The 25721-nt window shown below is 70.9% G+C and carries 20 protein-coding genes and 2 tRNA genes (1 of these 22 only partly in view); 7 read left to right on the plus strand and 15 right to left on the minus strand.

All coding sequences use genetic code 11. The annotated features are described in order from the left end of the window. A partial coding sequence (locus tag ACFWZ2_RS22190; RefSeq protein ID WP_384548189.1) for an ATP-binding protein occupies positions 1–2733 on the plus strand: 2733 nt, incomplete at its 5' end. 12 nt (positions 2734–2745) lie between these two features. Beyond that, on the plus strand, positions 2746–3330 hold the full coding sequence (locus ACFWZ2_RS22195) for a two-component system response regulator (protein ID WP_384548191.1): 585 nt from the start codon (positions 2746–2748) through the stop codon (positions 3328–3330). Between the two features lie 63 nt (positions 3331–3393). Here ACFWZ2_RS22195 and ACFWZ2_RS22200 read toward each other — a convergent pair whose 3' ends face one another. The 4 genes from ACFWZ2_RS22200 to lepA all read right to left on the minus strand — a co-directional run bounded on the left by ACFWZ2_RS22200 (position 3394) and on the right by lepA (position 8488). Continuing rightward, positions 3394–5283: an AMP-dependent synthetase/ligase gene (locus tag ACFWZ2_RS22200; protein ID WP_384548193.1), complete on the minus strand. Its 1890-nt coding sequence runs from the start codon at positions 5281–5283 to the stop codon at positions 3394–3396. A gap of 232 nt (positions 5284–5515) precedes the next feature. After that, positions 5516–5821 (minus strand): hypothetical protein, encoded by a 306-nt coding sequence (locus ACFWZ2_RS22205; protein WP_384548195.1) that lies wholly within the window; start codon positions 5819–5821, stop codon positions 5516–5518. 194 nt (positions 5822–6015) lie between these two features. Beyond that, positions 6016–6384 carry a hypothetical protein gene (locus tag ACFWZ2_RS22210; protein ID WP_384548197.1) on the minus strand — a complete coding sequence of 123 codons (369 nt, stop codon included), beginning with the start codon at positions 6382–6384 and terminating at the stop codon, positions 6016–6018. Positions 6385–6616: 232 nt separating this feature from the next. After that, entirely contained in the window at positions 6617–8488 is a 1872-nt protein-coding gene (gene lepA, locus ACFWZ2_RS22215) for a translation elongation factor 4 (RefSeq protein ID WP_384548199.1), read from the minus strand. A 218-nt stretch (positions 8489–8706) separates the two neighbouring features. Here lepA and rpsT point away from each other — a divergent pair, with 218 nt between their 5' ends. Next, positions 8707–8967 (plus strand): 30S ribosomal protein S20, encoded by a 261-nt coding sequence (rpsT, locus tag ACFWZ2_RS22220; RefSeq protein WP_098242480.1) that lies wholly within the window; start codon positions 8707–8709, stop codon positions 8965–8967. Between the two features lie 257 nt (positions 8968–9224). Here rpsT and holA read toward each other — a convergent pair whose 3' ends face one another. Next, positions 9225–10208, minus strand: a complete 984-nt coding sequence (holA, locus tag ACFWZ2_RS22225) for a DNA polymerase III subunit delta (protein ID WP_384548201.1) — start codon at positions 10206–10208, stop codon at positions 9225–9227. A gap of 53 nt (positions 10209–10261) precedes the next feature. Here holA and ACFWZ2_RS22230 point away from each other — a divergent pair, with 53 nt between their 5' ends. Further along, positions 10262–10525, plus strand: coding sequence for a hypothetical protein (locus ACFWZ2_RS22230; RefSeq protein WP_384548203.1), 264 nt, complete (start codon positions 10262–10264; stop codon positions 10523–10525). Positions 10526–10587: 62 nt separating this feature from the next. Here the strand turns inward: ACFWZ2_RS22230 and ACFWZ2_RS22235 are convergent, their stop codons facing one another. The 6 genes from ACFWZ2_RS22235 to leuS all read right to left on the minus strand — a co-directional run bounded on the left by ACFWZ2_RS22235 (position 10588) and on the right by leuS (position 20388). Beyond that, the gene (locus tag ACFWZ2_RS22235) at positions 10588–11469 is read right to left on the minus strand and encodes a YceI family protein (protein WP_384548205.1); all 882 of its coding nucleotides are present in this window, start codon (positions 11467–11469) and stop codon (positions 10588–10590) included. A 243-nt stretch (positions 11470–11712) separates the two neighbouring features. Then, positions 11713–14334, minus strand: coding sequence for a ComEC/Rec2 family competence protein (locus tag ACFWZ2_RS22240; protein ID WP_384548207.1), 2622 nt, complete (start codon positions 14332–14334; stop codon positions 11713–11715). Beyond that, a complete protein-coding gene (locus tag ACFWZ2_RS22245; RefSeq protein WP_384548208.1) occupies positions 14331–15011 on the minus strand; it encodes a helix-hairpin-helix domain-containing protein in 681 nt (226 codons plus the stop codon). Before ACFWZ2_RS22245 ends, ACFWZ2_RS22240 begins: the two co-directional genes overlap by 4 nt. Positions 15012–15657: 646 nt before the next feature. Then, entirely contained in the window at positions 15658–16503 is an 846-nt protein-coding gene (locus tag ACFWZ2_RS22250) for a DegV family protein (RefSeq protein WP_384548210.1), read from the minus strand. An 88-nt stretch (positions 16504–16591) separates the two neighbouring features. Continuing rightward, on the minus strand, positions 16592–17326 hold the full coding sequence (locus ACFWZ2_RS22255) for a hypothetical protein (protein ID WP_384548212.1): 735 nt from the start codon (positions 17324–17326) through the stop codon (positions 16592–16594). A gap of 137 nt (positions 17327–17463) precedes the next feature. Next, positions 17464–20388 (minus strand): leucine--tRNA ligase, encoded by a 2925-nt coding sequence (gene leuS / locus ACFWZ2_RS22260; RefSeq protein WP_384548213.1) that lies wholly within the window; start codon positions 20386–20388, stop codon positions 17464–17466. A gap of 417 nt (positions 20389–20805) precedes the next feature. Here leuS and ACFWZ2_RS22265 point away from each other — a divergent pair, with 417 nt between their 5' ends. Next, on the plus strand, positions 20806–21927 hold the full coding sequence (locus ACFWZ2_RS22265; protein WP_384548215.1) for a hypothetical protein: 1122 nt from the start codon (positions 20806–20808) through the stop codon (positions 21925–21927). After that, positions 21924–23516 (plus strand): NADH-ubiquinone oxidoreductase-F iron-sulfur binding region domain-containing protein, encoded by a 1593-nt coding sequence (locus ACFWZ2_RS22270; RefSeq protein ID WP_384548216.1) that lies wholly within the window; start codon positions 21924–21926, stop codon positions 23514–23516. The genes ACFWZ2_RS22265 and ACFWZ2_RS22270 overlap by 4 nt, the downstream gene beginning before the upstream one ends. Positions 23517–23582: 66 nt before the next feature. Here the strand turns inward: ACFWZ2_RS22270 and ACFWZ2_RS22275 are convergent. Beyond that, positions 23583–23655: transfer RNA gene (locus ACFWZ2_RS22275), tRNA-Ala, on the minus strand. Between the two features lie 111 nt (positions 23656–23766). On the opposite strand from ACFWZ2_RS22275, the gene ACFWZ2_RS22280 reads away from it, so the two are divergent. Beyond that, positions 23767–25011: a glycosyltransferase 87 family protein gene (locus ACFWZ2_RS22280; RefSeq protein ID WP_384548218.1), complete on the plus strand. Its 1245-nt coding sequence runs from the start codon at positions 23767–23769 to the stop codon at positions 25009–25011. On the opposite strand, the gene ACFWZ2_RS22285 is transcribed toward ACFWZ2_RS22280, so the two are convergent. The 3 genes from ACFWZ2_RS22285 to ACFWZ2_RS22295 all read right to left on the minus strand — a co-directional run. Continuing rightward, positions 24980–25213: a hypothetical protein gene (locus ACFWZ2_RS22285; RefSeq protein WP_306334254.1), complete on the minus strand. Its 234-nt coding sequence runs from the start codon at positions 25211–25213 to the stop codon at positions 24980–24982. The two genes, ACFWZ2_RS22280 and ACFWZ2_RS22285, sit on opposite strands and share 32 nt — an antisense overlap. Before the next feature lie 3 nt (positions 25214–25216). After that, positions 25217–25399, minus strand: a complete 183-nt coding sequence (locus ACFWZ2_RS22290) for a hypothetical protein (protein ID WP_384548220.1) — start codon at positions 25397–25399, stop codon at positions 25217–25219. A 270-nt stretch (positions 25400–25669) separates the two neighbouring features. Continuing rightward, positions 25670–25721: transfer RNA gene (locus tag ACFWZ2_RS22295), tRNA-Ala, on the minus strand; it runs 121 nt beyond the window's last position.

The raw sequence follows: 25721 nt of genomic DNA on the forward strand, positions 1-25721 counted from the left end.
ACCTCGCAGGTCCGCAACATCGCCCAGGTCACCACCGCCGTCGCCAACGGCGACCTGTCCAAGATGATCACGGTCACCGCGCGCGGCGAGATCCTGGAGCTCAAGGACACCGTCAACACCATGGTGGAGCAGCTGCGCGCCTTCGCCGACGAAGTGACCCGGGTGGCCCGCGAGGTCGGCACGGACGGCAGGCTCGGCGGCCGCGCCCAGGTCCTCGGCGTATCGGGTGTGTGGAAGGACCTCACCGACAACGTCAACTACATGGCGGACAACCTCACCGGTCAGGTCCGCAACATCGCGCAGGTCGCGACGGCGGTGGCCCAGGGCGACCTCTCCAAGAAGATCGACGTGGACGCGCGCGGCGAGATCCTGGAGCTGAAGACCACCATCAACACCATGGTGGACACGCTGTCCTCGTTCTCCTCCGAGGTCACCCGCGTGGCCCGCGAGGTCGGCTCCGAGGGCCAACTGGGCGGCCAGGCACGGGTCGAGGGCGTGTACGGCACCTGGAAGCGCCTGACGACGAACGTGAACGAGCTGGCGCTGAACCTCACCACCCAGGTCCGCGCCATCGCCGAGGTCGCGTCCGCCGTGGCCCAGGGCGACATGACCCGCGCGATCACGGTCGAGACGCGCGGCGAGGTCTCCGAGCTCAAGGACAACATCAACCTCATGGTCTCCAACCTCCGTGAGACCACCCGCGCCAAGGACTGGCTGGAGTCCAACCTCGCCCGTCTCGCGGGCCTGATGCAGGGCCACCGCGACCTGATGGAGGTCGCCGACCTGATCCTGCGCGAGCTGACCCCGCTGGTGAACGCGCAGTACGGCGCCTTCTTCCTGGCCGACCCGGAGACGGCGGAGGCCCCGGCCCCCACCCAGGTCACCGCGAAGGGCCTCGCGTTCATCGCCGGGTACGGCTCCGCGCAGGGCTCGGTCGTCGACACGGGCGGCATGCCCGCTCAGGGTCTGGTGCGTCAGGCGGCCCTGGAGAAGAAGCGGATCCTCGTCGAGGAGGTGCCCCCGGAGTACATCAAGATCCATTCGGGCCTCGGGGACGCCGCCCCCGCCACCGTCGTGATCATCCCGATCCTCTTCGAGGACAAGCTGCTCGGCGTGATCGAGCTGGCCACGTTCTCCCGCTTCTCCGACGTCCACCTGGCCTTCTTCGACCAGTTCGTGAACACCATCGGCGTCGCGATCAACACCATCATCGCCAACTCCCGTACGGAGTCACTGCTCGGCGAGTCCCAGCGGCTGGCCACCCAGCTCCAGGAGCGCTCGGACGAACTCCAGCGCCAGCAGGCCGAATTGCGCCGCTCGAACGCCGAACTGGAGGAGAAGGCGGCCCTGCTCGCCACCAGCTCCCAGTACAAGTCGGAGTTCCTCGCGAACATGTCGCACGAGCTGCGCACCCCGCTGAACTCCCTGCTCATCCTGGCCAGGCTGCTCTCCGACAACCCCGACAACCATCTCTCCGACCAGGAGGTGCAGTTCGCGACCACGATCCACCGCTCCGGATCCGACCTGCTCCAGCTCATCAACGACATCCTGGACCTGTCGAAGATCGAGGCGGGGCGCATGGACGTACGCCCCAAGAAGCTCCCGCTCATCAAGGTCCTCGACTACGTGCACGCCACGTTCCGCCCGCTCACGCTCGACCGGGGCCTGGCGTTCGAGGTGTCGGTCGGCGAGGACGTGCCGCGCGAGATGTTCTCCGACGAGCAGCGCCTCCAGCAGATCCTGCGCAACCTCCTGTCGAACGCGGTCAAGTTCACCTCGGCGGGCCGGGTGGAGCTGCGCGTCAGCCGCGTCAAGGACACCTCGGGCGACCGCCTCCTGCACGACAACGACGACCTGCTCTGCTTCGCCGTCAAGGACACCGGCATCGGCATCCCCTCCGAGCAACTCCCGGTCATCTTCGAGGCGTTCCAGCAGGCCGACGGCACCACCAACCGCAAGTACGGCGGCACGGGCCTCGGCCTGTCCATCAGCCGCGAGATCGCGGGGCTCCTCGGCGGCCGCATCACCGCGGAGAGCCACCCCGGCCAGGGTTCGACCTTCTCGCTGTACGTCCCCGTGGTGCACCCAGGACACGGCGCGGCCGCCATCGCGTACGCCGCCTCGCGCACCCAGCACCTGCCCGAGCCGCTGGAACAGGCCGCGCTGCGCCCGCACACGACGCTCGAACCCGAGGACAGCTGGCCCACCCCGACCAAGCTCGAGGAATGGAAGGAGGGACGCGCGGGACGCATACTGCCGGGCCGCAGGGTGCTCATCGTCGACGACGACATCCGCAACGTCTTCGCGCTCACACATGTCCTGAGCCGCGTCGGCATGCCCGTCCTGTACGCGGAGAACGGCCGCGAGGGCATCGAGACCCTGGAGCGCAATCCCGACGTCGACATCGTCCTGATGGACATCATGATGCCGGAGATGGACGGCTACGAAACCATGGCCGCCATCCGCCGCACCCCCCGCTGGCGGGGCATGCCCATCGTCGCGCTCACCGCGAAGGCGATGCCCGGGGACCGCGAGAAGGCCATCGCCCAGGGCGCCACCGACTACGTACCCAAACCCGTGGACGTGGATCAACTGCTCGGCGTCATCTGCGCTCTCCTGGACCCCGAAGGCGCGGCCGTCACCGAGAAGGCCATCTCCCCCGATCCCGAATCCGTCGCTCCGGAGCAGCCCGACGCACCGAAGGAAGATGCTGCTCCGCCGACAAATGAGTGAGGCACCGTCACCATGAGCGCAGAGGCCACGACCGACAACCGTGCGAGCATCCTCCTCGTCGACGACATGGAGGACAATCTGATGGCCCTCGAAGCGGTCCTCGGGTCGCTGAACGAGCCGTTGGTCCGCGCCCGTTCGGGCGAGGAGGCGATGAAGGCGATCCTGAGGCAACGATTCGCCGTGATCCTTCTCGACGTCCGGATGCCGGGCATGGACGGCTTCGAGACCGCGTCGAACATCAAACGCCTCGACCAGACCAAGGACGTGCCCATCATCTTCCTGACGGGCACCGACAACGACGCCGGCTTCGCCTTCCGCGGCTACGCGACCGGCGCGGCGGACTATCTCACCAAGCCGTTCGACCCGTGGGTGCTGCGCGCCAAGGTCACCGTCTTCCTCGAACTGCACCGCAAGAACCGTCAGTTGGAGCGGATACTGGCCCGCGAGCAGCGCCAGTTCGACGAGCTGGCGGCCCGCCTCTCCGCGATCGAGACCCATATGGCGGCGAGCAGCCTCAAGGACGTCCTCGAACTGCGCCGCCACGTGACCCACATGGAGGAACTGGTGCAGGAGATGCGCCGCGGACGGGGCGTCTGACCCGCCCCACCCCCGTACGCCGATCAGGCTCGCGCACCACGCGCCGCGCCCGCCCCGCCGGGCTCAGGCCTCGCGCGAGCCCGCGTACATCTCGTCGATCAGGTGCTTGTACTGGCGCTCGACGACCGGACGCTTCAGCTTGAGGCTGGGCGTCAACTCGCCGTGCTCGACGTCCAGATCACGCGGCAGGAGCCGGAACTTCTTGATGGTCTGCCAGCGCTGCAGCCCTTCGTTGAGCTTCGCCACATAGCCCTCGACGAGCTGGACGGTCGCGGGCGCCGCGCACACCTCGGCGTACGACTTCCCCTCCTGGCCGTTCTCCTTGGCCCAGTCGAGGATGGCGGGCTCGTCCAGGGAGATCAGCGCGGTACAGAAGTTCCGGTCGGCGCCGTGCACCAGGATGTTGGAGACGTACGGACAGACGGCCTTGAACTGGCCCTCGACCTCGGCGGGCGCGATGTACTTGCCGCCGGACGTCTTGATGAGGTCCTTCTTGCGGTCGGTGATCCTCAAGTACCCGTCGACGGACAGCTCGCCGATGTCCCCGGTGTGGAACCACCCGTCGGACTCCAGCACTTCGGAGGTCTTCTCCGGCAGCTTGTGGTAGCCCTCCATGATGCCGGGGCCGCGCAGCAGGATCTCGCCGTCGTCCGCGATGCGCACCTCGGTGCCGGGCAGCGGCTTGCCGACGGTGCCGGTGCGGTAGGCCTCGCCGGGGTTCACGAAGGAGGCGGCGGAGGACTCGGTAAGCCCGTACCCCTCCAGGATGTGAATCCCGGCCCCGGCGAAGAAGTACCCGATCTCGGGCGCGAGGGCCGCGGAGCCCGACACCGCGGCCCGCAGCCGCCCGCCGAACGCCTCGCGCAGCTTGGAGTAGACGAGCGCGTCGGCGACCTTGTGCTTGGCCCCGAGCCCGAAGGGCACCGAGGCGGTGCCGGTCCTGCGGAAGTTGTCCTGGCTGGCCTTCGCATGCTCGCGGGCGACCTCGGCGGCCCACTGGAAGATCTTGTACTTGGCCCCGCCACCGGCCCGCGCCTTCGCCGCGACACCGTTGTAGACCTTCTCGAAGATGCGCGGCACGGCGGCCATGTACGTCGGCTGCACCACCGGCAGATTCTCGATGATCTTGTCCACGCGGCCGTCGACGGCGGTGACGTGCCCGAGGTCGATGTGCGCGGAGGTCAGCACCTTGCCGAAGACATGCGCGAGCGGCAGCCACAGATACTGCACGTCGTCGGGCCCGAGCAGCCCGGTCGCCACGATGGCCTTCGCCATGTACGACCAGTTGTCGTGCGGCAGCCGCACGCCCTTGGGGCGGCCCGTGGTGCCGGAGGTGTAGATCAGCGTGGCGAGCTGGTCGGCGGTGATCGCCCCGACCCGCTCCTTGACGAGCTCCGGGTTCCGCTCGAGCAGCGCGGCACCGCGCTCCTCCAGATCGGCGAGCGTGAGCACCCAGCCCTCGGGGTCGTCCTCGTCCTTCGTGACCCCGTCGGCGTCGACGACCACGACGTGCCGCAGGTCCGGCAGCTCGGCCCGCTTCTCGCGCGCCTTGGCGAGCTGCACCGCGTCCTCGGCGATCAGCACCCGGCTCTCGGAGTCGGCCAGGATGTAGGCGGACTCCTCCGCGTTGGTCTGCGGATAGACGGTCGTGGTGGCCGCGCCCGCGCACATGATGCCGAGGTCGGCGAGGATCCACTCGATCCGGGTGGACGAGGCGAGCGCGACACGGTCCTCGGGGTCGAGGCCGAGGTCGATGAGACCGGCGGCGATCGCGTGGACGCGCCCCGCGGTCTCCGCCCAGCTCAGCGACTTCCACTCGTCGGGCCCTGCACCGGAGGCCGCCGGCACGGGATAGCGGTAGGCCTCGGCATCCGGCGTGGCCGCCACGCGCTCGAGGAAGAGATGCGCCACGGAGGGCGGACGGTTCTCGATCAAGGTCTGTGTGTCGCTCACGACATCCTCCGGGCCCACGGCAGTGCGGCGAACTGGCTGGCGGCTGCTTCTTACATCCCTGTCGGCTACTTGTTTAACTTGCGAGTAACCTACGAGCAGTGATCAGAGTAGAGCGCCGACGCCCGGCGCGTAAGGGGCTTCTGCCTGTCACTTCCTACAGACAACCCATACGGAACGGGCCCGCCGCGCCGAGGCGCCGCGGGCCCGTTCCGCCCTGCCGTGACAGGTGACGTCAGCCGATCGCCGCGGTCACGCTGGCCGCGAGATCCGTCAGGATGTCGATGCCGACGTTGGTGTCGTTGTTCAGCGACGTCGAGATCCCGGCGGGACCGCCGACCTTCACCCCGGTGTTGGCGTCCGTGCCGTTGACGTTGCTGCTGGAGCCGATGTCGAGCAGCCCGCCGACGCTGATGCCGGTGTTGACCTTGCTCTGCACGGCGGGCCCGTCGTCCGCCGCCGCGATGCCCGCCGAAGCACCCACGAGCAGGAATCCCGCGAGAACACCGCCGACCAGGCGTGTGATTACGTTCTTATTCATGTTAAACCTCCTTCGAACTGAAACGGTAACCAGAATTCGGCGAACGTAACACCCACGATTCCCCTGCACCCGTACGACACCCCAAAAGAGCAATAGAAATACAAACGCGGGCCCGGCGCTTTTCAGCACCGGGCCCGCAGGGGTACGCCACCGCGTCACTGCTCGAGGAAATGACGCGGAATGCGCTGGGTAATTCAGCCGCCGATCGGCATGCCACCGATCAGCCCGGAGCCCGGGACACCCTCAGCGGCGCGGGTGGAGGCGCCCTGCAGAGCGTTGGTCTTCGAGGCCAGGTCGTTCTTGGTGGCCAGCTTGTCGGCGACCTTGCTGAGGCCACCGACGAGGACCTCGGCGTTGACGTCCTTGAGCGGGTTCTTGACCTCGTTCTTCGAGACCGTGCTGCTGTCCACCAGCTGGTCGTCGGACTTCGACGCCGGAGCGTTGTCGACGTCGTCGGCGAACGCAGGCGCGCCGGCACCCAGGGCCATCATGGTTCCGGCAACGACCGCAGCAGCCTTGGTGTACTTCACTTCAGCATCCCTTTCCGAGGAGGCGTCCTTCACGGTCACGACCGTCGTGCCGCCCGAGCGTCTTGCTGGCCGCTCGGAACGCCGCCTTCCATCCTTCGTAACGGGATGCCCTTGCCTGCGGAAACTCTTAAGTGACGGCTTTTTTGGCAATCACCCAAATGTCGCAGGTTCTTTTCCAATTCTCACATCAACGCAAAAGGCGTCTGTCCGGACTAAGGACAGACGCCATATGCGTTGGGACGACTGGGCCGCGCCCCCGAGGGGACTACTTCTTGGCCTTGCCGGGACCGCTGTCGTCGCTGGAGAGCACCGCGATGAAGGCTTCCTGCGGCACCTCGACGGAGCCGACCATCTTCATGCGCTTCTTGCCCTCCTTCTGCTTCTCGAGCAGCTTGCGCTTCCGGGAGATGTCACCGCCGTAGCACTTGGCGAGGACGTCCTTGCGGATGGCGCGGATGGTCTCGCGGGCGATGACCCGGGAGCCGATCGCGGCCTGCACGGGCACCTCGAAGGCCTGCCGCGGGATCAGCTCGCGCAGCTTGGCCACGAGCCGCACGCCGTACGCGTACGCCGCGTCCTTGTGCGTGACCGCGGAGAAGGCGTCGACCTTGTCGCCGTGCAGCAGGATGTCGACCTTGACGAGCTGCGCGGACTGCTCGCCCGTGGGCTCGTAGTCCAGCGAGGCGTACCCGCGGGTCTTGGACTTCAGCTGGTCGAAGAAGTCGAAGACGATCTCGGCGAGCGGCAGCGTGTAGCGGATCTCGACGCGGTCCTCGGAGAGGTAGTCCATGCCGAGCATGACGCCGCGCCGGTTCTGGCACAGCTCCATGATCGAGCCGATGAACTCGCTGGGCGCGAGGATCGTGGCGCGCACGACGGGCTCGTACACCTCGTCGATCTTGCCCTCGGGGAACTCGCTCGGGTTGGTGACCGTGTGCTCGGTGCCGTCCTCCATGATCACGCGGTAGACCACGTTCGGGGCGGTGGCGATCAGGTCGAGGCCGAACTCGCGCTCGAGGCGCTCGCGGATCACGTCGAGGTGCAGCAGGCCGAGGAAGCCGACGCGGAAGCCGAAGCCGAGCGCGGCGGACGTCTCGGGCTCGTAGACCAGCGCGGCGTCGTTGAGCTGCAGCTTGTCCAGGGCGTCGCGGAGGTCGGGGTACTCCGAGCCGTCCAGCGGATACAGGCCCGAGAAGACCATCGGCTTCGGGTCCTTGTAGCCGCCGAGGGCCTCGGTCGCGCCCTTGTGCAGCGAGGTGATCGTGTCACCGACCTTGGACTGACGGACGTCCTTCACGCCGGTGATGATGTAGCCCACCTCGCCGACGCCGATGCCGTCGGCCGGGGTCATCTCGGGCGAGGAGACACCGATCTCGAGCAGCTCGTGGGTGGCTCCGGTGGACATCATCCGGATCCGCTCGCGCTTGTTGAGCTGGCCGTCGACCACACGTACGTACGTCACGACGCCGCGGTAGGAGTCATAGACCGAGTCGAAGATCATCGCGCGGGCCGGGGCGTCCTTGACGCCGACCGGGGCCGGGATCTCGGCGACGACCTTGTCGAGCAGCGCCTCGACGCCCATGCCGGTCTTCGCGGAGACCTTCAGGACGTCCTCGGGCTCGCAGCCGATGAGGTTGGCGAGCTCCTCGGAGAACTTCTCCGGCTGGGCGGCCGGCAGGTCGATCTTGTTCAGTACCGGGACGATCTTGAGGTCGTTCTCCATCGCCAGGTAGAGGTTGGCGAGAGTCTGCGCCTCGATGCCCTGGGCCGCGTCCACGAGGAGGATCGTGCCCTCGCAGGCGGCGAGCGAGCGCGACACCTCGTACGTGAAGTCCACGTGTCCCGGGGTGTCGATCATGTTGAGGATGTGAGTCTTGTCCTGCTCGGGGCCCTCGGTCGGGGCCCAGGGCAGACGCACCGCCTGGGACTTGATCGTGATGCCGCGCTCGCGCTCGATGTCCATGCGGTCGAGGTACTGAGCACGCATCTGCCGCTGCTCCACCACACCGGTGAGCTGGAGCATGCGGTCGGCGAGCGTGGACTTGCCGTGGTCGATGTGCGCGATGATGCAGAAATTGCGGATCAGCGCCGGGTCGGTACGGCTCGGCTCGGGCACATTCTTAGGGGTCGCGGGCACGCAGGGTCCTGTCTCTTGAGGCGCCTGTCGCCTCGGGTCGGATCTATACGTAGGTTCCATCGTCCCATGGGTGAGGCACTGCGCTCGGTTTGGGCCGGTCGGAGGGCGGCTGGTACCGTGGACAGCTGTGTCTCGTAGCCCTCTCAAGCATCGAGGCGCGTGTCATAACACTCATCTGCAGTCACCTCTGCAGTACCTGAACCTGAAAAGGCTCTTTCGTGGCGAACATCAAGTCCCAGATCAAGCGGATCAAGACCAACGAGAAGGCGCGTCAGCGCAACAAGGCGGTCAAGTCTTCGCTGAAGACCGCGATCCGCAAGGCCCGCGAGGCCGTTGCCGCCGGTGACACCCAGAAGGCCGCCGAGCTCACGCGTGAGGCCACGCGCCAGCTCGACAAGGCCGTCTCCAAGGGCGTCATCCACAAGAACCAGGCCGCCAACAAGAAGTCGGCGCTTGCTTCGAAGGCCGCGTCCCTCTAAGGGCTGACGCCCTTGCCCCGGTTCGCCGGGGCGCTGATCAATCCTCCCGCGAGGGTAATTCGAGCCCTCTACCTCGAATCGCGGACAGACCACGCAGTACGCCACGCTGCGACGATGCCCCCGGACCCACTCCGGGGGCATTGCTGTGTCCGGGAGCGCCCCGCCAGGGGCGCGGGGAACTGCGCGACACGCCACGATCCACCCGCAGCCCCGAAACCGGCCGATCCGGAACCGGCAGCAGGCGGACCGGTTCAATCTCAGCGACGCGACCTCGCCGCACGGGCAATGGCGACGACGGCCTTCTCCAGGGCGTACTCGGGGTCATCGCCGCCCCCCTTGACCCCCGCGTCAGCCGCCGCGACAGCGGTCAACGCGGCGGCGACCCCATCCGGAGTCCAGCCCCGCATCTGCTGGCGGACCCGGTCGATCTTCCAGGGCGGCATGCCCAGCTCACGGGCGAGGTCGGCGGGGCGGCCGCCGCGCGCGGAGGAGAGCTTGCCGATCGCCCGGACTGCCTGGGCGAGGGCGCTGGTGATCAGGACGGGGGCGACGCCGGTCGACAGGGACCAGCGCAGCGCTTCGAGCGCCTCGGCGGCCCGGCCCTCGACGGCCCGGTCGGCCACCGTGAAGCTGGACGCCTCCGCCCGGCCCGTGTAGTACCGGCCCACGATCGCCTCGTCGATCGTGCCCTCGATGTCCGCCACCAGCTGCGACACCGCGGAGGCCAGCTCACGCAGATCGCTGCCGATCGAGTCGACCAGGGCCTGGCAGGCCTCGGGGGTCGCCGAGCGGCCCAGGGCGCGGAACTCGCTCCGCACGAAGGAGAGCCGGTCCGCGGGCTTGGTCATCTTGGGGCAGGCGACCTCGCGGGCCCCCGCCTTGCGGGCCGCGTCCAGCAGGCCCTTGCCCTTGGCACCGCCCGCGTGCAGCAGGACGAGGGTGATCTCCTCGACCGGCGCACCGATGTACGCCTTCACGTCCTTGACCGAGTCGGCCGACAGATCCTGCGCGTTCCGCACGACGACGACCTTGCGCTCGGCGAAGAGCGAGGGGCTCGTCAGCTCGGCGAGCGTGCCGGGCTGCAGCTGATCGGGGGTGAGGTCGCGCACGTCCGTGTCCGCGTCGGCGGCGCGGGCGGCCGCGACCACCTGCTGCACGGCGCGGTCGAGGAGCAGGTCCTCCTGCCCCACGGCGAGCGTGAGAGGAGCGAGCGGATCGTCGTTAGCTGTCTTCCTGGCCATCGCGGTCAAGCATCCCACGCGGCACTGACAGCCCGTCCCGTACGGCCTGATCCATGTCGGAGAATGGACACGTGACCGACGTACGACATGTCCTGGTGCTGCCCGACCGCGACGCCGCGGAGGAAGTGGCCGAAGAGCTCCCCGACCGTTTCGGCGTCGCCGACGAACCCCAGCTCGTCCGCGACGCCCTGGCCGGTGAGGACGACGCCGAGGACGCCCAGTGGCTGGTCGTGGTCGAGGACCCCGACTCCCGCCTCGACCGGTCCGCTCTCGACGAGCTCGCGGCGGAGTACGAGGGGTGGCTGGAGGCCCCGTAACGGACGGGCCCTCCCCGTGGCCCCGTAATGGACGGGCCCTCCCCGTAACGGACGGGCCCCTGTCAGCTCTTGGGCACGACCTGGATGTCGAGGTCGATCGTGATGCTGTGCCCCACAGCCGCGATGCCGCGCGCGAGCATCGTCTGCCAGGTGATCGTGAAGTCGTCGCGGTGCAGCTCGGTGGTGGCGCGGCAGGCGACACGGGTCTCGCCCTCCAGGCCCTGCCCGACCCCGAGGTACTCGGTGTCGAGCGTGACCGTGCGCGTCACACCGTGCAGCGTCAGGCCGCCCGAGATCGCCCAGCGGCTGCCGCCCTTGTGCACAAAGCGGTCGCTGTAGAACTCCATCGTCGGGAAGCGCTCGACGTCGAGGAAGTCGCCCGACCGCAGATGGTCGTCGCGCATCTTGACCGCGGTGTCGATGGAGGCCGCGTCGATGACGACGTGCATCGCGGAGTCCTCCATGCGCTCCCCCACGCGAATGGCGCCCGCGAAGCTGTTGAACCTGCCGTGGATGCGGGCCAGGCCGATGTGCCGCGCGGTGAACCCGACCGAGGAGTGCAGGGGGTCGACCTCCCAGTCACCGGGCTCGGGCAGCGCCGGGGGCTGGGCGACCTGGAGCATGACGTCGCCCAGCGAGGCGTGCGAGCTCTCGCCGACCGTGGCGCTCGCCCGGTACGGGGTGAACCCCTCCGCCGAGACCGCGAGCCGGTACTCCCCGGCCGGAACGGTCGTGACGAACGAGCCGAACGGGTCCGTGCCGCCCGTGACCACCTTGCGTCCCATGGCGTCGCTGACGGCGAGCTCCGCGTTGCGCACCGGCTCGTTGACCGGGTCGAGGACCCGGCAGCTGAGCACCCCCGCGCTCGGCGGAACCGGCACCGCCGACAGGGGCCCCGTCCGACCGGCCCTGTTCGTACGGTTCCCCAGCCATCGGCCGAACACCCGCGACACACCCCCGCGCTACTTGACATCACCTGCACACTGCAACGAAAAGGCATTCGATCACCGTTGCGGCATTCGATGCAACACGAACCCACATCGCGGGAAGTGTCGCGAGTAGCACGAATTGATCGTCCCGATTCGCCTTTCAGCAGGTCGCGGTGGGGTTCCCCGCGGTAGCTCCAGGAGCGGCGGCAGCGGTACCCGTGTGGCCAAGCCCCCACCCAGGCGGTGCGCCACCGGGAGCTAGGGCGGCCGCGTGGCCACCTCGAGTCGTGGTGCCGCCCGCGAGCCCCCGCCCACCACCGCAATCGAGCCGTGCATGTCCGTGCGCAGCACCTCCGCTCCCCCACCGCGCAGCGCCTCGACCGTGCGCGGCGACGGGTGGCCGTAGGTGTTGTCCACGCCGCAGGAGATCAGCGCCAGCCGCGGCGCCGCCCTGCGCAGAAGCTCCGGATCCTGATGGGCCGAACCATGATGGGCGACCTTCAGGACATCCACGGAGGCGAGTAGCCCAGCGGCGGGGCTGCGCAGCAGGGACCGCTGGGCCGGTGGTTCGAGATCTCCGAGAAGCAGCAGGTCGAGACCGCCGGTCCGGACGAGCAGGGTGACGCTGGCGTCGTTCGGCCCGTCGGGGCTCGGCGCCGGTCCTGCCGGGGGCCAGAGCACCTGCCAGTCCAGGGGGCCCGCCCTGCGCCGCTCCCCCACCGCCGCCCGGGTCACCGGGATGCCCTCGTCCGCCGCCTCCTCCCGTACGAAATCGGCCTGCTCCCGTGGCTCCTGGAACCCCGTCGTCTGGATCGCCCCCACCTCGCGCCCCCTCAGGACGCCCGGCAGCCCCGCCACGTGGTCGGCGTGAAAGTGCGTCAGGAGGATGAGGGGAACGCGCGTGATCCCGAGCGAACGCAGACAGCGGTCGGCCGCCACCGGGTCCGGCCCCGCGTCCACGACCACCCCGGCACCGTCCCCCGCCGCGAGCACGGTGGCGTCCCCCTGCCCCACGTCGCACATCACCATCCGCCATCCCGGCGGCGGCCACCCCGCCATCACCCGTGTCAGGGGCGGAGGTTGCACGATCACCACAAGGAACAGCAGCGCGCAGGCGGCACAGAGCCACGGGTGCCGTGCGAGCCTGCGGCCCGCCAGGACGAGGACCGCCGTGCCGAGCGCGAGCAGGAGTCCACCGCGCCAGCCGCCCGGCCAGTCGAACCCGCTCCCGGGCAGCGCCGCACCGGTCCGGGCGATCTCCGCGATCCACTCCGTCGGCCACCTCGCGCACCACGCCAGCGCCTCGGCGACGGGCATCGCCACCTGCGCCGATGCCAGCGCGGCGAAGCCCAGCACGGTGGCGGGCGCGACGGCGAACTCCGCGAGCAGGTTGCACGGCACGGCGACCAGACTCACCCGGGCCGCGAGGACGGCGACGACGGGTGCGCACACCACCTGCGCCGCGGCCGCGGCGGCCAGCGCGTCGGCGAGCCTCGGCGGGACCCGGCGCCCCCGCAGTGCCGTACTCCAGCGCGGCGCGAGCGTGAGCAGGGCTCCGGTGGCCAGCACGGAGAGCAGGAAGCCATAACTCCGGGACAACCACGGGTCGTAGAGGACCAGCAGCAGCACGGCGGCGGCCAGCGCCGGGATCAGGGAACGGCGCCGCCCGGTGGCGATGGCGAGCAGCGCGATCAGCCCGCACGCCGCGGCCCGCAGCACACTCGGGTCCGGCCGGCAGACGATGACGAAGCCGAGGGTGAGCGCCCCGCCGAAGAGTGCGGTCGCGCGGAGCGAAAGGCCCAACTTCGGCGCAAGCCCTCGGCGTTCGGATCGCTGGGCGAGGCCCGGTGGCCCGATGAGCAGGGCGAGCACGATCGTGAGGTTGGCCCCGCTGACGGCAAGGAGATGTGTCAGGTCGGTGGCACGGAACGCCTCTTCCAGCTCGGGCGGCACCCGCGAGGTGTCCCCGATCACCAGTCCCGGCAGCAGCGCGCGGGCGTCGGGCGGCAGTCCGTCCGTGGCCTGCCGCAGCCCGGCCCGCAACTCCCCGGCCAGGCGCTGCGCCCCGGACGGCGGCCCGATCACCTGCGGCGGCCGCTCGCCGGACACCCGGAGCACCGCCGCCACCTTGCCCCTCTCCGGCAACGGAGGTTCGAGCCGGGCCTGCACCCGCAGCCGCGTCGACGGCAGCAACGCGAGCCAGTCGGCACCGGGCCGCGCACGTCCCTCCGCCGCCGCCCCGCCGTGCTCCGCCCCCGACGCGCCCCGTTCCGACCCGGGCCCCGCCCGCGCGATGACCAGAACCGGGGTGCGCGTCACGGTCGCCGTGCCGTCCGCCTCCGTGACACGGACGACCTCCGCGTCAAGGACGACGGCGGGCGGTGCGGCATGGGCCACCGCCGCGCGCGGCCGCGTCCGGCGCGGGTCGGACGTCACCTCCAACTCCGCATCGACCTCCGCGTACTCACCCGCCAGCGCGGGAACGGGGCCGCGATGCAGATCCGCTCCGTGCAGCGCCGCGGAGCCCGCCGACGCCGCCGCGCAGAGCAGCGCCCCGGCCACCGAGACCCGTCCCCACGCGGCCCGCGACCGCCCCGCGTCGCGCGTCCTGTCCCGCACGGTCCACGTCACCAGTAAGGCGGCGGCCACCACCACACAGGTCGCCACGGTGGCGACCGCCCACCGGGGCGGGGCGTCCAGCATCAGCGCGGCCGCCGCCCACGCCGCGAGGGCGGGTGGCACCAGGCGCAGGTCGACCGGCCCTTCCTGCCGGGGGTGCGAGGCGCCGAGGCGGTGGCCTGACGCGGCGTGAACTTCCGCGCGCGGCAGGGCGGTCCGCACGCCCGGGGCTCCTCGTGGCCCACCGGAACGTGGCGTCATGGCCGTACGAGATCTTGGAGATCGGCGAAGCGCCGGTCGCCGATTCCGTTGACCTCACGGAGCTCGTCGACGGAGCGGAACCCGCCGTGTTCGGTGCGGTAGTCGATGATGTGCTGGGCCAGCACGGGGCCGACGCCGGGCAGTTCTTCGAGCTGCGCCGCGCTCGCCGAGTTCAGGCCGACCGGCCCGACGCCGACCGCGCCACCGGCTCCCCCGGGCCCGGCGGCCACCGACCCGGATCCGGCCCCGCCACCTGCTCCTCCGGCCCCCGCGGCGGTCGCGGGGCCTCCCACCATCACCTGCTCGCCGTCCATGAGGAACCGCGCGCGGTTGAGGCCGTCCAGGTCGGTGCCGGGCTCGGCCCCACCGGCGGCCCGCAGGGCGTCGGCCACCCGGGACCCGGCGGGCAGCCGGTGGATTCCCGGACGGCGGACCTCTCCGCTGACGTCCACGACGATCGCGCCCGCCGAACCCGCCGCCGCGCCACCCCCGCCGTCCTGTGCCCGCCCCGCATCGGCCGGCGGCCCCGGCGAGGGAGCCGGTTCCCTCTCCGGGCCCGAGACCGCGCCCGCCTCTCTCACCACGTCGGGCGCCCGCACGGGCTGGGTCCGCCCCGTCCAGAAGTGCTGCGCGGCGAAGACCCCGGCGACGACGAGGACCACGACGAGTGCCACCACTGCGCGCCGCTCCAGACCGCACCGCGACTGTAGCCACACCGGCAGCCGCTCCCGCACGGCAAGGCCCATCCGCTGCCGCCGCGAGGGCCCTGCGGGTACCGCCCCATCGGGGCCTGCGACGGTTTCCTCACCCGTCTGTTCCCGCGGTTCCTGGGGCTCCGGCGCGCCCCGGGGCAGGAGCGCCGCGTCAGCGCCCGCCACGTCCAACGGTGGTGAAGGAGGCGGTGGTTGGCCATCGACGAAGAGTCTCTGTGCGCGCAGGCGCACCGCCTCCGCCGAGGCACGTCTGCGCCGGGCCCGCCCACGGGCACGGCGGTCGTTCGCCCGGCCGTCGGACGCGGGGGCGCGGCCGGGGCCGCTCGTCGCGGAGGAGGGTCGAGAAGGCGTCCAGGAGGAGGCCGGGGAGGAGGTTCGGGCGGATGTCCGTGAAGGTGATCGAAGTGCCATGCCAACGACGTTAGGCACAACGGGCACATCTAGTTGATCTTGGTCAATTCCCGTGGATTACCCGGCAGTTGTGGATAACTCCGTCACCCACACGTGGGACCGTCACACGTGGGACTGCCACACGCGGGACTGCCACACGCGAGCCCGCCGATCGCGGGCCTCCAGCACGCCCGCCCCCACACCCGCAGCCCGCGCCCCCTCACCGAGGCGAGACCACAGCCCCCAACAACCCCGGACCCGTATGCGCGCCGATCACCGCGCCCACCTCGCTCACATGCAGCTCGGCAAGGCCCGGCACCCGGTCCCTGAGCCGGTCCGCGAGGGCCGAGGCCCGCTCCGGCGCCGCCAGGTGGTGCACCGCGATGTCGACGCGGCCCGCCCCGGCCTTCTCGACCACGATCTCCTCGAGCCGGGCGATCGCCTTCGACGCCGTCCTGACCTTCTCCAGCATGTCGATGCGGCCGCCGTCCAGCTTCAGCAGGGGCTTCACGGCGAGCGCGGAGCCCAGCAGCGCCTGCGCGGCGCCGATGCGGCCGCCCCTGCGCAGATAGTCGAGCGTGTCGACGTAGAAGTACGCGGACGTGCCCGCGGCCCGCTTCTCCGCGGCCGCCACCGCCTCCTCCGCCGAGTCGCCCGCCCCCGCGGCCTCCGCCGCCGAGAGGGCGCAGAAGCCGAGGGCCATCGCGATCATGCCGGTGTCCACCACCCGTACGGGCACCGGCGCGTCCTTCGCCGCGAGGACCGCGGCGTCGTACGTACCGGACAGCTCGGCGGACAGATGCAGCGACACGATGGCCGTCGCGCCCGCCTCCGCGACCTTCCGGTACGTCTCGGCGAAGACCTCCGGGCTGGGCCGCGACGTGGTCACCGGCTTCCGCTTCTGCAGCGCCAGGGCGAGCGAGCGGGCCGAGATCTCGGTGCCTTCCTCGAGCGCCTCGTCGCCCAGGACCACGGTCAGGGGCACCACGGTGATGCCGTGCCGCTCCGTCGTCCGCTGCGGCAGGTAGGCCGTTGAATCCGTGACGATCGCGACATGGCGGGACATGAGCTGGAGATTACCCGCCTGGGTCGACGGACGGCAGCCCGGCCCCTTCCCGCCCGGGTCACGGGGCGCTCCCCGCGTCATGGGCGGCTCAGGTTGTGCTTTCCGGCTTGGACTCCTTCTGCCACGGATACGTGGGCCGGGCCGTGGGCGGCGTGATGGCGGGCCGCGTGGGCTCCTGGGACGTCTGCCCGGAGGGCTCGGGCCAGCTCTGCTCGGCGGCCTTGTCCGGCTCCGCCGTGGGCTCGGGCCAGGGGGCGGGGGTCTCGGCGGGCGGCGGCTCCGTGGTCCAGTGCCGCAGCGCACCCGCCTCCATGCCGATCTGCGTGCTCAGCGAGTCCACGTCGTCCGCGGCGAACTTGCGGGCCCGGTCGCGCGCCGCCCAGCGCAGCGAGTCGGCCGCCTTCGTGATCTGTTCCGTGCGCTCCCGCAGGCCGGGGAGCCGCTGGGCCAGGGCCGCCTTGTCCGGGTCCCGCTCCAGGCGGCGGAGCTCGTCGTCCAGTTGGTGGCCGTGCGCGCTGAGCCGCTCGAAGAGTGCCAGGGACTCCTGCAGCGAGGCGTCCTCGGCCACGCCGTCGCGCAGCACGTCCTGGGTGGCCCGCATCGACGTACGCAACGAGAGCCGCAGCTGGGCCAGTTCGCCCACGGCGCCGACCTGCGCGAAGGTCTTGGCCCTGAGCGTGGTGTCCTCCACCGTCCGGCGGGCCTCCGAGATCGTGCGGTCCACCCCGCGCTTGACGGCCTTGACGGCCTTGACCGTCATGTACACCCCCAAGACCAGGAAGAGCACGAACAGCAGCGCCACGACAGCGACCACGGCTTCCATGACGCTCCTCTCCGATACAGCGACCGTCCTCCCACCGTAAACGGAGAAGGCAGGCCGGAGGTTCCAGCGGAACCCCCAACCTGCCCGTAGGGGATCGCCCCTATGCGCCTGTGCGGCGGGCGATCCTGACCCGTCGACTAGGCGGGAACGATGTTCACCAGCTTCGGCGCCCGCACGATCACCTTGCGGATCCCCGCGCCGTCCAGCGCGGCCACGACCTTCTCGTCGGCCAGGGCGACCTTCTCCAGCTCCTCGTCGGAGATCGAGGGGGAGACCTCCAGGCGCGCCTTGACCTTGCCCTTGATCTGCACGACGCAGGTCACGGCCTCGTCCACGACGTACGCCGGGTCGGCGACCGGGAAGTCCTGGTGGACGACCGAGTCGGCGTGGCCCAGCTTGCGCCACAGCTCCTCGGCGACGTGCGGGGCCAGCGGCGCGATCAGCAGCACCAGGCGCTCGGCGACGGACTTCGGCACCGCGCCGCCCACCTTGGTCAGGTGGTTGTTCAGCTCGGTGATCTTGGCGATGGCGGTGTTGAACCGCATGCCGTCCAGGTCCTGGCGCACGCCGTCGATCGACTTGTGCAGGGCGCGCAGGGTGCCCTCGTCGATGTCGGCCTCGGCGACGTCCGCGACGGTGACCTCACCGGTCGACTCGTCGACGATCAGGCGCCACATGCGCTGCAGCAGGCGGTACTGGCCGACCACCGCGCGGGTGTCCCAGGGGCGGGACACGTCCAGCGGGCCCATCGCCATCTCGTACAGGCGCAGCGTGTCCGCGCCGTACTCGTCGCAGATCTCGTCCGGAGTGACGGCGTTCTTCAGGGACTTGCCCATCTTGCCCAGCTCGCGCTTGACCGGCTCGCCCTCGAAGAAGTACTTGCCGTCGCGCTCCTCGACCTCGGCGGCGGGCACCGGGAAGCCGCGGCTGTCCCGGTAGACGTACGCCTGGATCATGCCCTGGTTGTACAGCTTGTGGAACGGCTCGGCGGACGAGATGTGCCCCAGGTCGAACAGGATCTTCGACCAGAAGCGCGCGTACAGCAGGTGCAGCACCGCGTGCTCGGCGCCGCCCACGTACAGGTCGACGCCGCCGGTCGGCTGGCCCTCGCGCGGGCCCATCCAGTACTGCTCGATGGCCGGGTCGACCAGCTTCTGGTCGTTGTGCGGGTCCAGGTAGCGCAGCTCGTACCAGCACGAACCCGCCCAGTTGGGCATGGTGTTGGTCTCGCGGCGGTAGCGCTTCACGCCGTCGCCCAGGTCCAGCTCGACGTTGACCCAGTCCTCGTTGCGGGACAGCGGCGTCTCCGGAGAGGTGTCCGCGTCGTCCGGGTCGAAGGTGCGCGGGGAGTAGTCGTCGACCTCCGGCAGCTCCAGGGGCAGCATCGACTCGGGCAGCGAGTGGGCGATGCCGTCCTCGTCGTAGACGATCGGGAAGGGCTCGCCCCAGTAGCGCTGGCGGCTGAACAGCCAGTCGCGCAGGCGGAAGTTGACGGTGCCCTCGCCGATGCCGCGGGTGGCCAGCCAGCCCGTGATGCGCGCCTTGGCGTCGACGACGCCCAGGCCGTCCAGGGAGATCTCCTCGTTCGAGGAGTTGATCAGCTTCGCCTCGTACGAGGAGAAGGCGTCGTCCCACGTCGACGGGTCGGTGCCGCGGCCCGCGGCGGAGCCGCTATCGGACGCTGTCGCGGGATCGACGACGCAGTGCATCGGCAGGTGGAAGGCGCGCGCGAAGGCGAAGTCACGGCTGTCGTGCGCCGGGACGGCCATGATCGCGCCGGTGCCGTAGCCCATCAGGACGTAGTCGGCGATGAAGACGGGGACCTGCTCGCCGCTGACCGGGTTGGTGGCGTAGACGCCGGTGAAGACGCCGGTCTTCTCCTTGGCGTCGGCCTGGCGCTCCACGTCGGACTTGGACGCGGCGAAGGCGCGGTACTTGGCGACGGCCTCGGCGGGAGTGGCGTGCCCGCCGGTCCACACCTCGTGGGTGCCCTCGGGCCAGGCGGCGGGGACGACCTTGTCGACCAGCTCGTGCTCGGGCGCCATCACCATGTAGGTGGCGCCGAACAGGGTGTCCTGGCGGGTGGTGAAGACGGTGATCGCGTCGCCTTCGGAGCCCACGGGGAAGTCCACGCGGGCGCCTTCGGAGCGGCCGATCCAGTTGCGCTGCTGCAGCTTGATGGCCTCGGGCCAGTCCAGCGCGTCCAGATCGTCCAGCAGGCGGTCCGCGTACGCGGTGATGCGCATGTTCCACTGGCGCAGCTTGGCCTTGAAGACGGGGAAGTTGCCGCGCTCGGAGCGGCCGTCGGCGGTGACCTCCTCGTTGGCCAGGACGGTGCCCAGGCCGGGGCACCAGTTGACCGGTGCGTCGGAGGCGTACGCCAGGCGGTACTGGCTCAGCACGTCGGCGCGCTCCGCGGCGTCCAGGTCGCTCCACGCGCGCGTGCTGCCCGGCACCGCACGCTCACCGCTGTCGAACTGCGCGACCAGGTCGGCGATCGGGCGGGCCTTCTTGGCGTCGGCGTCGTACCAGGAGTTGAAGATCTGGACGAAGATCCACTGGGTCCACTTGTAGTAGTCCGGGTCGATCGTCGCGAACGAGCGGCGCTTGTCGTGCCCCAGGCCCAGGGCGCGCAGCTGCGCCTTCATGTTCTCGATGTTGGCCTCGGTGGAGACCCGAGGGTGGGTGCCCGTCTGCACGGCGTACTGCTCGGCGGGCAGGCCGAAGGCGTCGAAGCCCAGGGTGTGCAGGACGTTGTGCCCGGTCATGCGCTGGTAGCGCGCGAAGACGTCCGTGGCGATGTAGCCCAGCGGGTGGCCGACGTGCAGGCCCGCTCCGGAGGGGTACGGGAACATGTCCATGATGAACTTCTTGGGCCTGGCGACCAGTGCCGCCTCCGCCTCGCCCTGTGCGGCCATGTCACCGCTCGGGTTCGGCGCCTCGTAGGTGCCGTCGGCGTCCCAGAAGTCCTGCCAGCGTGCCTCGATCTCCGCGGCCAGAGCGGCCGTATAGCGGTGCGGCGCGGCCACCTCGGAGGCGGCAGCAGAATTCGTCTCGCTCATGATCCTCAAAGCTCCATCGATCGTCTCTGCCTGCGGAATTGACCGTCCTGGTCAAATAAAAATGCCCCTCGCACAGGAGGGGACGCCGCGCCGATTCCGACCGCGATTCACCGGCGGTCGGGACTGATCAGCGCGGCCCGCTAAGCAGAAGGCGTACGGCACGCATGGCGTCAGGGTACCGCAGCCCTCGCGCGGCCCGCGACGAGCTTCCGCGCCGGGGCCGCCGCCACCCGGGGGGCCAGTCCCGCGGCGGCCCGGATCTCAACCTTGGCCAAGGATTACTCCGCGTACCGTCCCCTATCGGGGCAACACCAAGATCGTGTCGCGCTTTGATAACAACGCAATAACTCAAACCCCGTACCCACCGGTATGGCGCGACCTAGCATGCGGCGATCGAACCAATTCGGAGCCGCCCCCATGAACCCTGTGAACCCGCACCGTTCGCTCCCCCGTTCGCGCCGCCCCGCCTTCCTCGATCCGAGCCGGACCACCCGGAGAGCGTTGGGCACTGCCGCGCTGCTCCTGATACCGCTCCTCGTCTTCGCGAGCAGTGACGGCTTCCGCGCCGCACTCGACTTCACCACCGGCGTCCTCTGCCTGGTCTCCCTCACCGCGGCCGTGCTCTGGGGCCTGGTCGCCACGGACCGCCTCTTCCTGCGCTCGCGCCAGCGCCTGCTCGCCCAGGCCGTGCACCGGGCCACCGCGGTCGCCTCCGTCGGCTTCCTGCTGCTGCACGGCACCGTCAAGGTCGCGCTCGACCATGTGTCGCTCCTCGGCGCCCTGGTGCCCTTCGGGCTCGGGGTGAGCGGCAGCGCCGGGCTCATCGGCCTCGGCTCGCTCGCCGGCCTCCTCATGGTGCTCACGGGCGTCACGGGCGCCCTGCGCAGCGCTTTCGCCTCACCCGCCAGAGTCGCCTCGCGCTGGCGGGCGCTGCACATGCTCGCCTATCCGGCGTGGTGCGCCGCGCTGGTGCACGGCCTGTACGCGGGCCGCCCGCCGAAGCCCTGGGTGATCGCCCTGTACTGCCTGTGCCTGGCCGCGGTCGCCGGGGCGGTAGCGCTGCGCGCGGCGCCGCCACCGGTCAAGCGGAAGGTCGCCGCCAGAATCCTGGCCCTGCTCGAACCGGAGGGCGCCGCCCCGCCCCGGGAGGAGCCTTCGGTGCGGGACACCGCGTCCGCGCCGCTCCCCGGCACGACCGCCGCCGCACCCGCCCCGGACCCGGTCGTCGGCATCTCCGCGGCCTACCGCGCGCTGGCCGCCGCCGAGTACCGCCACCCGGCAGAGCCCCTGCACCTCGTCGAGCGCGCCGGGCCTCCCGGACGCTGGCCCTCGCCCTCCCCGCCGCCGCCCGCCGAGTCGCCCTACGTGGCGCCCCAGCCCACGTACGACACCGCCCCGCAGCCCCTCTACGAAGCCCCCCACGACCACGCGTACGACCCGGCGTACGACAGCGGCCCCGCCACCGAACCGCTGCCCCGGCCCTTTCACGCCCCCAGCTCGGGCGAGCCCTGGAACGCCGCCACCGGAGGCCATCAGTGAACGCGCCGCTGCCCGACGTCCCCGAAGTCCGCGTCGTCGGCCTGCCCTTGCTCACCTCGGGGTTCGACCTCGTCGAGCGCCTCGGCCTCGGCATGCACCTGAAGGTGCACGGCCCCCTGGACCCCATGGCGGGCGAGCCGCTCGCCCGCCTCGCCGAGAACATCGCGCTGCGCGGCAGGGGCGGCGCGGGCTTCCCCTTCGCGCGCAAGCTGCGGTCCGTCGCCGACGCGGCGATCCGCCGTGGCGTGCGCCCCGTGGTCGTCGTCAACGGCAGCGAGGACGAGCCCGCCTGCCGCAAGGACACCGTCCTGATCAACCGCGCCCCGCACCTCATCCTGGACGGCGCCCTGCTCGCCGCGGAGGCCCTCGGCGCGCGCACCCTCGTCATCGGCGTGACCCGCGACTCCACCGAGGCGTCGATGTCCGCCGCACTCGCCGAACGCGGCCTCACCAACCGGCGCGGATCGCCCCTCCGCGCGCGCGTGCAGCGCAATCCGGTCCGCATGGTCACCGGGGAGTCCTCCGCCCTGGTCCGCTCGGCGGACGGCGGGCCCCCGCTGCCGCCGGGCCGCAAGGTGCGCACGTCGGACTCCGGAGTGGGCGGCGCGCCCACGCTCCTGTCCAACGCGGAGACCTTCGCCCAGCTCGCCGTCGCCGCACGGACCGGCGCCGAGCGCTACTGCCGCACCGGACTGCGCGACGAGCCGGGCACGGTCCTGCTGACCCTCTCCGGAGCGGTCGCAAGGCCGATGGTCGTGGAGGTCCCCACCGGGGTGCCTCTGCGGTACGTCCTTGAGCTCGCCGGCGCCCCGCCGCTCCCCCAGGGCGTGCTGACCGGGGGCTATCACGGCAAGTGGCTCGATGCCGTCACCGCCCACGACGCGGTGGTCTCGCGTGCCTCCCTGGAGGCCTGCGGGGGTGCGCTCGGCGCGGGCGCGATCCTGCCGATCGGCGCGGACACCTGCCCGCTCGGGGAGTCGCTGCGCGTGGCGCACTGGCTGGCCGCCGAGAGCTCCGGGCAGTGCGGCCCCTGCTACCTCGGCCTGCCCGCCGCCGCCCGCGGCCTCGCGGACGTCCTCCAGGGCGGTGGACCCACCGCCCTGGAGGCGCTGCGCGAGGTGACCCGGGCCGTGCAGCGGCGCGGCGCGTGCAAGCACCCGGACGGCTCGGCCGCCTTCCTGGAGTCGACGATCTCCGCGTTCACTGACGATCTCGCGGAGCACGTCCTGGGCGGCGGCTGCGGCCGCCCCGTCGAGGGTGTCCTGCCCCTCCAGGAGGAGGTGCCCCAAGGAGAGGCGCCCAGTGGCCGCAGGCTGGCCGTCGACTGGACGCTGTGCCAGGGCCACGGGCTGTGCGCGGACATCGTCCCCGAGCTGATCCAGCTGGGCCCCGACGGCTTCCCCTCGGTGGCGGAGGCTTCCGTACCGCGCTACTCCGAAGCACGTGCTTTACGCGCGGTGCGCCGCTGCCCGGCGCTCGCCCTGCGCATCGAGGAGGATCCCGCGACCGCGCCCCCGGCCCGCCCCGCACTGCCTGCCGTACTCCCGCCAGGACGCGGCCGCAGGGCACTGGGCAGCGGGAGGGCATGAGCGGAAGGGCATGACACAGAAGAGCGGGCCACCCGATCCGGGTGGCCCGCTCTTCTTCAATTCCTGTGGAGCTAAGGAGAATTGAACTCCTGACCTCCTGCATGCCATGCAGGCGCTCTACCAACTGAGCTATAGCCCCTTGCTTGTCCGCCCGGCTTCCCCGGCGGCTCCGCCAACATTACACGGTCTCCCCCGTGCTCCACCAAATCGTTTCCGTTCTGGACCGATACGCCCGGTACTGTCTGCTTTCGTGACCGTGCTCGCACTCGCCGCCACCCGCCGCCGTGTGCCCCTGGCCGCCGGGGCCTGCCTGCTCTCCTTCACGGCCTTCTGGCTCGCGCAGCGCGCCGCCGACGTCTCACTGATCGACCTGATGGTCTACCGGGCCGAGGGCGAGACCGTGCGCGCGGGCGGCGACCTCTACGCGCTGCGCACCACCGAGGCCCATCTGCCCACCACGTACCCGCCGTTCGCCGCCCTGCTCTTCACGCCGCTGACGCTCCTGGACACGGCGGACATGCGCGCCGTCGCCCCCCTGGCGAACCTGCTTCTCCTGGTCGCGTTCGTGCACCTCTCCCTGCGCCTCACCGGCCTGCCCGCGCGCGGGCGGACCGTCCTGTGGGTCGCAGCGGCCGCCGTCTGGTGCGAGCCGGTGTGGACGACCCTGCGGTACGGGCAGATCAATCTGCTGCTCGCCGTCCTGGTCCTGTGGGACCTGACGCGGCGGCCGGGGCACCGCTGGGCGGGCGTGGGCATCGGCGTCGCGGCGGCGGTCAAGCTCACGCCCGCGCTCTTCGTGGTGTTCCTGCTGCTGACCGGCGCCGCCGAGGCCGTGCGGCGCGGTGCGTGGCGGCCCGCCGTGCGCCACGCGTGCGTGGCGGTCGCCGCGTTCGCCTGCGCGACGCTGCTCGCGGCCGCTCTCCTGCCGTACGACTCTCACCGGTTCTGGAGCCGGATGGTCTTCGAGGCAGGCCGGGTCGGTCTGGCCGAGGACACCGCGAACCAGTCGCTGCGGGGCGTCCTCGCCCGGCTCCTGCACACCGGCGATCCAGGCCTGTGGTGGGCGGCGGGTGCCGCCCTCGTGGCCATGGCGGGCCTGGGGGTCTCGGTGGCCGCAGCGCTGCGCGGGGAGCGGGCCTGGGCGGCGCTGTCGTGCGCGGTGACGGCGCTGCTGGTCAGTCCGGTGTCCTGGTCGCACCACTGGGTGTGGTGCGTGCCGATGGTGCTGCTGCTCGGGGCGGAGGCGGTGCGCGGGGGCGGACGGGGCCGGGGCCGGTGGGCGGTCGTCGGGGCCGTGTCCCTGGCGTTCTGCTCGTACGCCCTGTGGTGGGTGCCGCATGGCGTGGGACGGCTCGAACTCGCCCAGAATTATGGCCAGATGACGCTGTCGGCCGTCTACGTAGTGACCGCCTGCGCGTTCCTGCTGATCGGAATCGCGCGGCACCGCATGACGTGGTCCGGCTTCACGCGGTGGCGAAGGAGTAGAACCTCTTGAGCGTGCAGTGCTCGTCGAGCAACCGACCGTAGATCGGCTCCCCTTCGAGTTCGCGGTACGTCTCGATGGGGTCGCCCTTTATGATCAGCGCCCGTGCGCACTCCTCGCACCAGTACTGGTACTCCTGGTTGACCGGCTCCATGTCGCGGACGATCGGCGTACCACTGCCGCACCAGTCGCACTTTCGCCTGTGTGCACCCATCGATCAGCTCCAGCTGTGGCCGCAGGCGGTGCACACGTACGAGACTCCGCCGTTGTCACCGAGCACTTGGGCGACGTGGGACGAGCCGCAGGAAGGGCAGTTGAGGAGAGTGAGGAGCGTGGCTGGCCGCCGTATCGCCGCCGCGTCGAAGAGGCGGTCGACCTCTTCGAGGATGCTCGCAGGCATCGCGCTCTCCCTCCCGTCGGGCTGCGTCCCCTTCCGGCCGTCCGATTCTGCCACGGTCTGAGCGACCCGGTCAGCGACGCATTCGTACCAGTCCGGACACGGCACCCAGTACGGCCGCCGAGGTCGGCGCGTAGGTGCACACCGGGAGCGCATTGCCGGATGAATACGCCCCAGGGGCGCGACGAGCGACGGAGCCGTGGGAGCTGCGCGGGCGTCGGGGCCGGACGCAGAAAATCCCGCCCCCTGATGGGGACGGGATCTTCGGGACTGTGGAGCTAAGGAGAATTGAACTCCTGACCTCCTGCATGCCATGCAGGCGCTC

It is taken from the genome of Streptomyces sp. NPDC059002 (genome assembly GCF_042740435.1).
Classification (GTDB): Bacteria; Actinomycetota; Actinomycetes; order Streptomycetales; family Streptomycetaceae; genus Streptomyces.